Genomic DNA, 14,209 nt, shown 5'->3' on the forward strand with positions numbered 1-14,209 from the left:
TTGGGTAGACATAAACAGCTAGATATTGAAAGTACAGGAGAAAACGTAGAAAATGAGGTTTGGTTTCCCCAGAGTTTTGCTGAGGTTGTCGATCAGGTAAAAAGCTTTGTACTTGAAGAGTTCGATCGTGAGATTACCCAGAATCAACTTTACTATCACAATCATGAGCATATAAGTCATGTGCTACGTCGAGCTAAGGCTATTTTTCGAGTAGTTGCTCCCTATTGGCAAACACCCGATGGTCAAAAGGCTGATGATCTCGAAAGGATGCATTTGTTACTTGAGCTTTGTGCTGTAGCTCACGACATGGTACAGGTTTTTATACCTCAACATCAACCTCATACTTCCAGACAGCGCTCATCTGGGGAGAGTGAAAATTTGACTTGGGAAAAATTATCAAATTATCTTCAAGCCTTAAATCAGCAGCTAAAAAAGAATTCTTTTGATGATTCTCTGCTGTTTCAAGATGCAGATATATCTATTATTCGAGAAACTATCCAAGCTACAGTTTGTGTTTATGACCCATGCGATCGCAGTATTTACCAACCTGACATTTACGACAAAAACAAGGATTTATCACTTGTGACTCGGATCATTGCTTTGGTAGATATTAACTCATTAGGAATCGATGGTATTGATATTTATAATCGGGAAGGAACTTTAATTTTTTTAGAAGAGAATCCCGATGTTATTCCGATTATTTTAGATAAATTAAATCATACATTAGATAAAAATTCTGCTACAGAAAACTCAGAAATTTCCGAAAATATCCGCCAAAGATTACTCAAACGCGCTCGCTTTCAAGTAAATTTTGCTAAGTCACGTTTACAACGCTATCCTCAAGAAATTAGTAGCTTTCCCCAAGCAGTAATTCCAACTCTCACCAAAGAGATTTTTTCCTATTTAAACCCAGAAATAATTCAAGAAATTGAAACAACTACTCCCGTAGATGAAGATACTTCTTTGGAAGAGTTAATCAGGTTTTTTAAATTTGAGGATTTAGAACAAATAAAAATTCAAGATAAAAGATAAGTAAGTCGGAGGTAAATTGCCTTGAACCCCTTACCAATGAATAATGACAGCCCTTACCAGTTATATTTAATTACGCCTAGCTACTTAATATATTTTTTATCCTTATGTTAATGCTTCTTTTCCATATTGGAAATAATTTATATGCAATTGAAAGTTCTCGTGTTATTGAGGTAATTCCCAGAGTTTCCTATCGAGAGGTTCACCACGTACCAAGTTATGTTGCTGGTGTCTTTAATTATCGCGGTGTAATTGTTCCTGTAATTGACCTTTGCCATTTAATTCGAGATAAACCCAGCCAAGCAAATCTAAGTACCCGTGTCATGATTGTGAGTTATTCTGGCGGAGATAACACATTGCAATATATGGGTTTGATGGCAGAAAAAGTGATTAAAACAGTCAATAAATCAGCCAATGACTTTTTAAAATCTGGAATCAAGACAAATGATGCTCGTTATTTAGGAGATATGATTATGGATGAAAAAGGGATGATTCAAAATATCGATTTAGAACTTTTATTTAATAATTTTATAGAAATAGACTTATTGGCAATTAAAGGAAATATAGTAAATGTCCCTCAAAGCCATTGAAACGCTATTAAGCCAAAAAATTGGTGTAGATTTTAAGATTATTGGCTCAACTAAAATTGCCAAAGTTGTAGAAAATCGTCGTTGTGCAGCCAATTTAGCTGATTTGAAAGCCTATTTCCAGCTTTTACAAACTTCCTCAGAAGAGTTGGCCGAATTGGTTGAACAAATAGTTGTACCTGAAACCTATTTTTTCCGCGATCGCAAACCTTTTGATTTTCTCATAAATTATGTTCGGACTGAGTGGTTAGTCAAACCTAGTAGTGCTATGTTGCGCGTATTGAGCGTACCCTGTTCCACAGGAGAGGAACCTTACTCAATTGCGATCGCATTGATGGAAGCAGGATTAACTACTTCTCGATTTCATATTGATGCTATTGATATTAGTCAACAAGTAATTACCAAAGCGAAGCGGGGTATCTATGGTAAAAACTCGTTTCGGGGTGAGGATTTTGTTGACAGGAATCGCTATTTTCAGCAAATAGCTGAGGGATATGAAGTTTCTCCTGCTGTGCGAGTTAGTGTCAATTTTCGACAGGGTAATATTTTAAACTTTCCTCATATCAAAAGTAAATATGATTTAATTTTTTGTCGGAATTTATTAATTTATTTGGAACCATCTGCTTGTACCCAAATATTTAAAATATTGCACCAGTTGTTGCCACCAGATGGATTACTTTTTGTCGGATCTGCTGAAACTGGAAAGACCCCTAGTAATTTGTTTACATCAATTCGTCAGCCTTCTACTTTTGTTTACCAAAAAGTCAAAGAAGCTCAACCATCATCGGTGAAAACTTCAATATCAACGAATTTAAGAAATGAGTCTCAAACATCAACTAAAAATATCTACAAACCAATAAATAAACCTTTATCAAAAATACCCATAATGGCTGGAACAATCAACTCTAATATAAATCTCGAACAGGCTCAAAAATTAGCTGATGCTGGATATATAGAATCAGCTATTAATCATTGTAAAGAGCATTTAAAGCAGGATTCAACAAATGCTAAAGCATATACTTTACTAGGTACACTCTACCAAACAAAAGCAAATTATGTGGAGGCTGAAGAATGTTTTCGCAAAGCTCTGTACTTAAATCCCAATGATTATGAAACACTAATGCATCTTGCACTTTTGAAAGAACATCGTGGCGATTTAGTTGGTGCATCAATTATTCAGCAGCGAATTCAAAAGTTAAAACTAACTTGATAAATTCTATTTTAATTATCTAAAAACCAAGGAAAATAATTATGGTAAATAGCGTATTTAAAGACCCATCCTTACAAGGTCGAATTATGTCAGCTTTCATGTTAATGGGGGCATTAGTGTTTTTCGTTGCACTTGTTGGTTTTGGTGGAACATTTCGTTTGAGTAGTCACATTGATACATTAAGTAACAACAGTTTACCAAGCCTACTGGGATTATGGAAGGTTAACGAAGGACAAACTCAAATAGAATCCTCAGAACGGGCTTTATTAGTTGTCGGATTGACACCACAAGAACGACAAGCCGAACTAACTCGGATTAAGAATGCTTGGGGACAAATTGATAACGGATTCAAGCAATATGAATCAACTCCCAGAACTGCGGAGGAAGATAGAGCTTATAAAAAACTTCAAGACAACTGGAATAAATGGAAAAATGACCACGAAGAATTTCTGAAGCTCAACCAGCAATTCGAGAGTTTAGGAATTTTCAACCCATATGCTAAAGAAGCGGAGTTACTGAGTCAGAAAAAAGAAACTTCACCAGAAATGGCAACAGTGAAAAAAGCAGTTGATGCATTGAATCAATTACGCGATCGCACGAAAACAAATCGCATCAATTTTGAAGCTGCAACTACTTCAATTTTAGATACATTAAAAGTTAACGAAAGTACGGCTACAATAGCACAGAAAGAATCAGAACAAGACGCTAACCAGTCAAAATTCTGGACGATTGTAGCGATGTTTTTGGGGCCTGCGATCGCAATTATTCTGGGACGGTTTCTTAGTAAGGCTTTGGTTCGACGCATTCAAAAGTCTGTGGTGCAAATCACCACCTCTGCAACCCAAATTGCGGCATCGGGTAAGGAATTGGAAGCGACAGTTGCCGAGCAGGTTGCTTCTACGAATGAAGTTAGTGCAACCGCAACTGAAATTGCCGCCAATTCCAGACAACTAGTGAGGACGATGGAGCAGGTAGCGGAAATGACTCAAGCAACCGCGATGTCTGCAAGTCATAGCAAAGACGAACTTGCCAACATGGAAACTGTGATGCGGCAACTGACGGAGGCAACTAATTCTATCTCCTCTAAGTTGGGAGTGATGAATAACAAAGCTGGTAACATCAATAATGTTGTGGTGACAATTACCAAAGTTGCCGACCAAACCAGCATTCTATCCCTAAATGCCGCCATCGAAGCCGAAAAAGCCGGAGAGTATGGTGCAGGTTTTGCGGTTGTAGCAAGAGAAATTCGCCGACTTGCCAATCAAACTGCTGTTGCTACCTTAGAAATTGAGCAAATTGTCAAAGATATGCAATCTGCGGTGACAGTGGGTGTGATGGAAATGGATAAATTCAACAAATCGGTAAGCGATAGCGTAGATAGGGTGAGCAAAATTAGTTTCCAGGTTGAGGAAGTAATTAGCAAAGTTCAAAGTTTGCCTCCTCAATTTGAGCAAGTTAGTCAAAGTATGGAGGAACAATCCGAAGGAGCGCAGCAAATTAGCTTGGCAATGGAGCAATTAAGCGAAGCATCCGCACAAACAGTAGATGCTTTACGGGAGACAAATAATGCTTTAGAGCAATTGGATGATGCTGCTAGAGGGTTACGCAATTCTATCTCTTCTCAAAATTAATGGAGGGAATGACGATGCTGATAGAACAATCTATTTCCGAAAATTCAACATTAAATGATTGTTGGAATAAGATTGGGGTAATGGGCGATCGCACTTGCGGTGAGTTAAAATCGGTGATTCATTGTCATGAATGTCCCGTATTTGCCACGGTTGGGGATAGTTTGCTGGAACGGGAACCACCACTTAATTATGTTTCCGAGTGGATTAATGTCCTCGCAGAAGCACCCGTTGATGAAGAAATCCGAAGCCATGAAGCCATCATCCGTACAGCAAAAGCTATTTCCGTGATGATTTTTCGTCTCGGAAATGAGCGATTAGCTTTAAGTGCCAATATTTTGCAGGAAGTCACCCATCCTTGTGTCATTCAACCTGTACCCCACCGTAGTAATAACTTATTTCTGGGACTTGTGAATATTCGGGGAGAAACCTTGCTTTGTGCATCTCTGAGTCACCTGTTGAGTTTAAAACCCATTGAGGTTGATTCTGTAAATCCTCAATTAACAAGCTCACAACGAATGATAGTAGCAGGACAGCAAGACCAAAAATGGGTATTCTTAGTTGATGAGGTTTATGGGATTCAACGCTTTCACCTGAATGAGTTAAAAGATGCACCCGTTGTAATTGCCAAAGCGGATCAAGCCTATACTCAGGGGATTATTAATTGGCAAGATGAGAAAGTTAATTATCTCGACTCAGAATTATTGTTTTACACGCTTAATCACAAAATTTTGTAGTGAATTAGGCAATTAATTATGTATATAGGAATCCGCTTTGATTCGGAGAAATTATTTGCGAAGGGAGGGAACTCTTAACAGGGAACTCTTAACAGGGAAGAAGAAATAAAAGTGTACTTAGTTTTTTTCAAAAATCAAATATGAGTCTTATAGGATTCATATTTGATTTTTCAAGTAGGATGCGTTAGCGTAACGCATCCTTACTAATAGCCATTTTATAAATCTAATTTTTATCCATCCTTAGTATATGAATGATTACAACTTACTAGATTTATTTCGTCGCGAGATAGAAACTCAGGTAGACATCCTCAAAGAATCTCTAGCTACACTGAAAACTCAACCCTCTTCGATGACTGACTTGGAACGAGCAACCCAGGCTGTACACTCAATCTGGGGAAGTGCAAGATTAGTAGATCGGGAAGTGGCTGCTAATTTAGCACAAATTATGAAGGAGTGTTTTATTGCGGCACAAAACAAAAATGTAATATTGGGTGAAGAACAAATAGATGTTTTACTTCATGGTAGCCATTTACTTTTAAGTATAGGCAAAACAGCTGCCTCTGATTTTGAGCATTGGATGTCAGAACATGCTTGGGAACTCACAACAACCCAAAAAACTATTTCTATTATTTTAAAATCTGAAATTATCAATCAATCTTCTCCCAATAAACAAGAAATAGTAACTGTTTCCCCATCTCAAAATGACTCCTCTTTAAATCTTGAAAAAAACAGCAACGCAGATATAACAGAAAAAATCCGGGAATCATCTCTGCATTCATCCCAAATTACTTCCCCACTTAATCCTTGGGATAACACAAATGTAACTACCGTTTTTACTGACACTCCCAACCCACCAAAAGCGATCGCACTGACTGCTGACAGTTCAATGGTGGATTTGTTTCGCTTGGAAGTGGAAACACAGGTTGGTATCATGAATGACTGTTTACTAGCATTGGAGGGCAACCCACAATCGGCACAGGTTCTAGAAAGTTTGATGCGTGCAGCACATTCAATTAAAGGTTCTGCCCGAATTGTTGCCCTTGATGCTGTCGTGGGTTTGGCTCATGTGATGGAAGATTGCTTTGTGGCGGCACAAAATAAAACAATTACGCTGTTATCGGCACAGGTTGACATACTCCTTCAAGGGGTAGATTTATTGCAAGGTATTAGCAGTATAGATAATACTGAATTACCTAACTGGTTAGGAGAAAATCAAGCCATATTTGCAGAGGTACAATCAGCAGTCACAGGTATTTTGAATCCTCAAGTAATCCCAGCAAAATCAATTCCTCAACCCATTGAACCAGTGGAACCGGAAAAACCTAATGCTCCAGTTCCTCTAACAGCATCCGGGGAAGAAAGCGAATCAAAGCCTGTATCTTCGCAATCTGCAACCGAACCAGCACCTACACAAGACCGAGTAGTACGAGTGAATGCGGAGAATTTGAACCGGATTATGGGTTTAGCTGGGGAATCATTAATCGAAGCTAACTGGTTACAACCTCACGCAGACTCGATGATGTCGCTAAAATGGAACTTGCTTGATTTGTCGAGGACACTAGAACAATTAGAAGATGCTCTCGATCGAAGCAATCAGCAGCAATCAGTCAAACAGCACTTGCAGGAAGCAAGAATCAAAGAACAGCAATGTCTCGATTTATTGAGCGATCGCTTAAATGAACTAGAGCTTTATGCTCAACGTACAGCTAATTTATCTGATCGTCTCTACCGAGAAGTAATCACCTCCAATATGCGTCCATTTGCCGATGGTATCCAAAGTTTTCCTCGGATGATTCGGGATTTGGCACGGAAGTTAGGTAAGCAAGTTAAGTTAGATATTGTTGGGAAAGCAACTTCGGTAGACCGGGATATCCTCAAGAAGTTGGAAGCTCCATTAACGCATATATTACGAAATGCCACCGACCACGGTATCGAAATGCCCTCCGAACGCATTGAAAAAGGTAAACCCCCTGAAGGCACAATCCGCTTAGAAGCATTTCATCGGGGAGGAATGCTGGTGATTACCATTACTGACGATGGCAAAGGCATTAACTTAGAACAGTTGCGACAGAAGGTAATTAATAAAAACCTAGCAACATCAGAAATGGCGGCTCAATTTACAGATGCGGAACTAATGGAGTTTCTATTTTTACCAGGATTTTCCACCGCTAAACAGGTGACAGAAATTTCTGGACGAGGTGTGGGACTAGATATTGCCAAAAGTATGGCACAGGAGGTAGGAGGTACAGTACGAGCTGTTTCCCAAGTAGGTAAGGGTACGAGTTTTCACTTTCAATTACCGCTAACGCTTTCGGTTGTGCGAACATTATTAGTCGAAATTTCTGGAAGACCCTACGCTATTCCCTTAGCCCGGATTGAGCAAATTGTTATAGTCGAGCCAGCCTCAATTTATGAGGTGGAAAATCGCCAATATTTTACCATGAATCAACAAAATATTGGCTTAATCGCAGCATATCAAGTGTTGGAATTACCAGAATTTCCTGCTAAATCTCGAGATATTTCGGTAGTCGTAATTAGCGACCAGTCTAATGCCTACGGGTTAGTGGTAGATCAGTTTCTGGGAGAACGGGATTTAGTTGTTAGACCCCTCGATGCTCGCTTGGGTAAAGTCCGCGACATTAGCGCTACGTCTTTACTCAGTGATGGCTCACCTGTTTTAGTTGTCGATGTCACAGATATGGTGCGAACAATGGATGCAATTCTCAATGCCGGACAACTCAACAAGCTGGGGATGGAAACAACAACCATTTTATTAGATCAGCCGAAGAAAGTTCTCGTTGTGGATGACTCGATTACCGTCAGGGAAATGGAGCGTAAATTGTTGGAAAATCGCGGCTATCAGGTGGATATCGCTGTGGATGGGATGGAAGGATGGAATGCTGTACGAACTAACCACTACGATTTGGTGATTAGTGATATCGATATGCCACGGATGAATGGGATTGAACTAGTGCGGCAAATTAAGAACCACTCACGCTTACACTCGCTTCCAGTGATTATTATGTCCTACCGCGATCGCACCGAAGACCGGATTCAGGGAATGGAAGCTGGTGCTGATTACTACTTGACAAAAAGTAGTTTTCATGATGATACCTTAGTTAATGCTGTAGTCGATTTAGTTGGTCGCTAATTTATGAGAATTGCCATTGTTAACGACTTGACAATTGCTGTCACAGCACTAAGACGGGTATTGCAGACTGTTCCCGAATATCAAGTAGCTTGGGTTGCCCATGATGGAAAAGAAGCAGTTGCTAAATGTACCCAAGACACACCCGATTTGATTTTAATGGATTTGTTGATGCCCGTGATGGATGGGGTAGAGGCAACTCGGCGAATTATGCTGGATTGTCCCTGCGCGATTTTTGTGGTCACAGCTAGTACCGAAAAAAACATCACTAAAGTCTACGAAGCGATGGGTTACGGTGCTGTGGATGTAGTGGATACACCAGCTGACAGTAGCGATGTTAGTAAGCTACTGACTAAAATAGCCAGGATTGGTAAACTGCTGAAAAAGTCAGCAACTACTGCCAAAATTTCTTCTTTAGCTTCGCAGCAACAACAAAATAATTCTAGATTGACAGCGCCTTTAGTCGCGATTGGTTCATCAACTGGGGGGCCGAAAGCATTAGCGGATATTTTATCGAAATTACCTGCGAATTTTAACAGCGCGATCGCAATTATCCAGCACGTTGATGCTCAGTTTTCCAGAGGATTTGTCGAATGGTTGAATCAACAATCTAAATTACCAGTGCGATTAGCAGTTGCAGGAAATCGTCTGGAAGTAGGAACTGTATTAGTTGCTGGTAGCAATGACCATTTGTATTTAAAGCCAGATTTAACCCTTGGTTACACCAAAGAACCTGTTGACTATCCTTACCGTCCATCGGTTGATGTATTTTTCAAAAGTCTCGCTCAGAATTGGAAGCGCAAAGGAATAGGTATTGTGCTTACAGGTATGGGACGAGATGGTGCTGAAGGATTAAATGCTTTACGACTTCAAGGTTGGCATACAATTGCTCAAGATAAAGCCAGTTGCGTAGTGTATGGAATGCCCAAGGCTGCTGTGGAGTTAAATGCAGCTGTTGAGGTATTATCACCAGATGATATTGCTGCTAAATTTCTGATCTAGTAGAGTTCAGTTAAAAAATAAATTGACAACAAAACAATAATTTTGGAGGGGGTTTGGGGGACGCAACCGTCCGAAGTTTTGTGGAAGGAAACCTTCCCCACAAACTTCACCCAATCGGGGGTTTGGGGGATTCTCCCCCAATTGAGCTAGCTGTTTCCACAACTGACAAATCAATCATTATCTGAACTGTATTGCATCACGATTCATAAACTCCCTAAGACTCAACTTGTTTCCGCCCCATTAGCGATTTTGATCAATCGAGTGGGAATACTGAGTATAAAGTATAATTTTGCGGCTGACACAATTTGGTTTGCAGTGGTGCAAAACTTTGCCATATCTTGACTTCCAACTTTATTGACAAAGTGTCTATAGTCTAAGACCCTGTCTGTATAATTAGCCACCACCAAAATCTACAAACCCAAACCCTATGTCTCCCACAACCGAAGAACAAATAAGCGTTTTACTAGTTGACGACCAATCGATAATTGGCGAAGCCATCTCTCGAATGTTAGCTCCCGAAAAAGACATAGTATTTAACTATTGTCACGACCCAACCCTTGCTTTAAAGGTAGCTAATGAATGTAAACCAACCATCATTTTACAAGACCTTGTCATGCCACAAATGGATGGATTACTGTTAGTCCAGTATCTCCGTTCCAAAGATTCTCCTACTTGCCACATTCCCTTAATTGTTCTATCGAGTAAAGAAGAACCAGTTATCAAAGCCAAAGCATTCTCACTAGGGGCAAATGATTATTTGGTAAAACTCCCCGATAAAATGGAGTTAATCGCCCGAATTCGCTATCACTCCACAGCTTATATTAATTTTCTCAAACGACAAGAAGCAGAAGCTTTATTCAAAGCGGAAATTCTGCGTCAAGCTGCATATATTGAAGAAGTGAATAGGGTTACTGCTGCTGCTTCGGATGTGGAACGCGATGCTTTTGAACCAGATGCTTTAGATGAAGTTGCTAAACGCAGCGATGAACTAGGAAAACTCGCACGGGTTTTTACCAACATGGTAAAAACTGTTAAAGTACGGGAAAAAGAATTAATAACCGCCAATACTCAGCTAGAGTCGCTATTAAAAGCTTACGGGCGATTTGTACCTCATGAATACCTACGGTTTCTACGTAAAGACGCGATTACTGATGTAAATTTAGGCGACCATGTAAGTAAAGTTATGGCAGTAATGTTTAGCGATATTCGCTCATTTACTACCATCTCCGAAAACATGACACCTCAAGATAACTTTAACTTTGTCAATGCCTACCTCAAGCGTGTTAGCCCCGAAATTCGCAGCAACTACGGTATCATTGTCAAATTTTTAGGCGACGGGATGATGGCAGTATTTCCCGAAGGTGCAGATGATGCGATCGCTGCTGGAGTGGCAAAACAAAACCAAGTTCAAGAATACAATAAGCAAAGGGCAAAAACAGGTTACTTACCATTAGAAGTTGGCATTGGTATTCACGTTGGACACATGATGTTAGGCATGGTGGGTGAAGAAAGTCGAATGCAGGGAGATGCTTTTTCCGATAACGTTAACTTGACCGCACGCCTAGAAGGACTGACAAAATTTTATGGTGTATCGCTGCTAATATCAGAACAAGCCTTACAAAATATGAGCACTGCCAATAAATATCAAATTCGGTTTTTAGATAGAGTTATTGTCAAAGGAAGAACCGAAGCGATCGCAGTCTACGAAGTCCTGGATGCCGAAGTTGAAGAAGTTCGCCAACTCAAAATTAAAACCCAACCTGATTTTGAAGCAGCATTGCAATATTATAAATGTGCCGACTTTACGACCGCACGGGAAAGCTTTGAAAAAATGCTTTCTGTAAATCCCACAGATAAAACAGCGAAATTATACCTGGAACGGATTGAAATTTTATTACAACGCAGAGTCCCTGAAAATTGGAATGGTGTATGGGCTTTGACTGAAAAGTAATACAAATTTTTTCAGCGTTTTCGTTAGTTGAGTCAATTTTTTGGGAAAAGCAACATTATATAGGCACTTGCAAATAAAAAATATTCCAAATCTTTTAAGTATAAATACTAATAAATGAGTAACCTACTAGACCCTGATATTACGTCATCTAAACATACTCTGCAAGGAAATAACCCCTTAGTGTTATCCTACAACGCTGTTTGGTTGGTCAAATCCGGTACAGTTGCTGTGTTTGCCGTTGCGACTTTAAATGGTGTTTCTCAGGGAGGAAGACGTTACTTATTTGATGTTGAACCTGGTTCAGTTCTGTTTGGTATTTCTCCGACCGTAGAAGGGCAATCCTACGAGCTGATAGCTGTTGCTTATGAAGAAACTCAACTGCTCGAGGTAGATTTACAACAGATTATCTATCAAGATGATTCTGTTTCAAAGCAAACATTAACAGAGATTTCAGAATTAGTGGAACAGTGGACTGAGCGCTGCATAGCTTTGTTTCACAATACTAACATCGCTTTTTCGAGTATTGATAGTACTGAAATTAAGACACCAGCAATATTATTGGAGCAGTTGCAGCAATTCCAAGCCGAATTTTTAGTTTGTTTGCATCAACTCCACCAACAAGAGGAAGAAGCACGAGAAGTCCAATTTCACCATCGTCTCAAACTTAACCAACAAGCTAGCGATCGCTCCATTGGTTATTTGACGGCTATTTTTCGTCCGCAAGCGGCAGAATTTTTACAAGAAGGAACAAATTTGTTAGTTGCTGCTGGGTCTGTAGGTAGAGCTTTAGGGATTGACATTCGTCCTCCTGCCAGTTCCGAAGACCTCAACCGGGTGAAAGACCCTTTAGAAGCCATAGCGCGCGCTTCTCGCATTCGCACTCGCCGGGTAATTTTAAGCGGGATGTGGTGGAAGTTTGACTGCGGTCCCTTGTTAGCCTATACAGCAGAAACAGAGAACCCAATCGCATTGCTGCCGGTAGGAAGCAATGGCTATGAAATTTTTGATCCAGAAGCACGACGACGACTGCCTCTGAATGCACAAACAGCTCAACTCATCTCACCAGTAGCTTTCATGTTTTATCGTCCCTTTCCCGAAAAGGCTTTGAAAGCACTGGATATCGTTAAATTTGCTACAAGGGGCAGAACTCGGGACATCATTACCTTGGTGGTCATGGGTGTAGTAACAGCATTATTAGAAATGCTTGTTCCCCAAGCTACAGGTATCTTAATTGATCACGCTATCCCTGATGCCAATCGCGGTTTGATTTTTCAAATTGCGTTGGGTTTAATGGCTGTGGCACTTGGAAGCATAGGATTTGAACTTATACAATCCATCGCCACATCCAGGTTAGGAACCTTTGCTAACATAGAAACCCAAACGGCTGTGTGGGATCGCTTACTCAAGTTGCAAGTGTCTTTCTTTCGCCAATATTCCATAGGAGACTTGCAATCGAGAGTCTCTTCTATTACCCGTATTAACCAAATCCTCAGTGGTGCTGTGCTAGGCACAATCTTTAATGCGTTCTTTTCTGTCCTCAATTTGGGGCTGTTGTTTAGCTACAGTCCGCAGTTAACATTAATAGCAGTCATTGTTGCCGTAGTGAATATAATTGTCACTAATATTGCTGGTGTTTTGTCACGGCAAAAAATGGTGCCGATGCAAGAAATACAGGGTGAAATATTTGGGCTGACAGTGCAGCTAATTGGCGGTGTTTCTAAGCTGTATGTATCAGGTGCCGAAGAAAGGGCATTTGCCTACTGGTCTAAAAAGTTTAGCCAAGAACTGCAATTAATGCTCAGTACAGAAGCAATTGAAAATGCCATTACTTTTTTTAATAGCATTCTGCCTGGTATGAGTTCAATTGTGATTTATTTTGTAACTATCTCCTTAATTACTCAATCTACGGCACAAGGTGGTGCCGTAGCATTTACCACGGGGAATTTCCTGGCTTTCAATGCTGCCTTTGCTACGTTTGTTGGTGGTGCAACCAGTTTCAGTAACTCAATTATTCAGGTTTCGGAAGTTTCTGTATTGTGGGAACGTGCAAAACCGATTTTAGAAGCACCTCCCGAAGTTGATGATAGTAAAACCGACCCAGGTCGTTTGAGTGGTGGGGTGAAATTAGACCGGGTGAGCTTTCGCTACCGAGCAGATGGGCCGTTAACCCTTGATAAAGTAACTATAGAAGCTAAACCAGGAGAATTTATAGCTGTCGTCGGCCCTAGTGGTAGTGGCAAATCAACCACTGTGCGCTTATTACTGGGTTTTGAAGAGCCAGAAGAAGGAACAATTTACTACGATGGTCAAGATTTGTCTGGATTAGATGTCGCTGCGGTACGGCGACAGTTAGGTGTAGTTTTGCAAAATGGTCGGATCAGCAGCGCTTCCATCTTTGAAAATATCTCTAGTGGGGCGTTAGTGACAATGGATGAAGTCTGGGAAGCGGCGAAAATGGCTGGTTTTGCTCCTGATATCCAACAAATGCCAATGGGGATGCACACAGTAATTTCCGAAGGTGGAACAAACCTATCTGGTGGACAGCGTCAGCGTTTATTAATTGCTCGTTCTTTGGTACTAAAACCAAAAATTTTAATATTTGATGAAGCTACAAGTGCTTTAGATAATAATACCCAAGCGATCGTCAGTGAAAGTTTAGAACAGTTGAATGTAACGCGAATCGTTATTGCTCACCGTTTGAGTACAATTCGCAATGCCGACCGAATTTATGTAATTGCCGCAGGACAAGTAATGCAGGTAGGAAATTTTGAGGAATTAATGGCACAAAAGGGAATATTTATCGAATTAATGTCACGACAGATGGTTTAAATATGGAAACTTTGTAAAAGAGAGGGGTCGGGGGAGAAGTCTTGAAGCCTATGAAAAGTCAGATGCAATGGCACTAATTTTGAAAATT

Annotated in this window: 9 protein-coding genes; all 9 read left to right on the forward strand. The window is 40.2% G+C overall.

Translation table 11 applies throughout. The features are described 5' to 3' along the window. The 9 genes from HG267_RS26110 (at nt 1) to HG267_RS26150 (ending at nt 14,121) form a co-directional block, all read left to right on the forward strand. Complete coding sequence (locus HG267_RS26110; protein WP_228045138.1) at nt 1-1,032, forward strand: hypothetical protein; 1,032 nt, start codon at nt 1-3, stop codon at nt 1,030-1,032. A gap of 104 nt (nt 1,033-1,136) precedes the next feature. Further along, nucleotides 1,137-1,619: a chemotaxis protein CheW gene (locus tag HG267_RS26115; RefSeq protein WP_045872165.1), complete on the forward strand. Its 483-nt coding sequence runs from the start codon at nt 1,137-1,139 to the stop codon at nt 1,617-1,619. Then, complete coding sequence (locus HG267_RS26120) at nt 1,600-2,826, forward strand: CheR family methyltransferase (protein ID WP_045872166.1); 1,227 nt, start codon at nt 1,600-1,602, stop codon at nt 2,824-2,826. The genes HG267_RS26115 and HG267_RS26120 overlap by 20 nt, the downstream gene beginning before the upstream one ends. Before the next feature lie 41 nt (nt 2,827-2,867). Next, a complete protein-coding gene (locus tag HG267_RS26125) occupies nt 2,868-4,457 on the forward strand; it encodes a methyl-accepting chemotaxis protein (protein WP_052335294.1) in 1,590 nt (529 codons plus the stop codon). A gap of 14 nt (nt 4,458-4,471) precedes the next feature. Continuing rightward, nucleotides 4,472-5,191, forward strand: a complete 720-nt coding sequence (locus HG267_RS26130; protein ID WP_228045133.1) for a chemotaxis protein CheW — start codon at nt 4,472-4,474, stop codon at nt 5,189-5,191. Nucleotides 5,192-5,438: 247 nt separating this feature from the next. Next, a complete protein-coding gene (locus HG267_RS26135; protein WP_045872169.1) occupies nt 5,439-8,342 on the forward strand; it encodes a hybrid sensor histidine kinase/response regulator in 2,904 nt (967 codons plus the stop codon). A 3-nt stretch (nt 8,343-8,345) separates the two neighbouring features. Continuing rightward, on the forward strand, nt 8,346-9,341 hold the full coding sequence (locus tag HG267_RS26140; RefSeq protein WP_045872170.1) for a chemotaxis response regulator protein-glutamate methylesterase: 996 nt from the start codon (nt 8,346-8,348) through the stop codon (nt 9,339-9,341). Between the two features lie 427 nt (nt 9,342-9,768). Next, nucleotides 9,769-11,292 (forward strand): response regulator, encoded by a 1,524-nt coding sequence (locus tag HG267_RS26145; protein ID WP_045872172.1) that lies wholly within the window; start codon nt 9,769-9,771, stop codon nt 11,290-11,292. A gap of 114 nt (nt 11,293-11,406) precedes the next feature. Continuing rightward, nucleotides 11,407-14,121 carry an NHLP bacteriocin export ABC transporter permease/ATPase subunit gene (locus HG267_RS26150; RefSeq protein ID WP_045872173.1) on the forward strand — a complete coding sequence of 905 codons (2,715 nt, stop codon included), beginning with the start codon at nt 11,407-11,409 and terminating at the stop codon, nt 14,119-14,121. Nucleotides 14,122-14,209: the final 88 nt, after the last annotated feature.

The organism is Tolypothrix sp. PCC 7601 (genome assembly GCF_025677855.1).
GTDB classification, from domain to species: domain Bacteria; phylum Cyanobacteriota; class Cyanobacteriia; order Cyanobacteriales; family Nostocaceae; genus Aulosira; species Aulosira diplosiphon.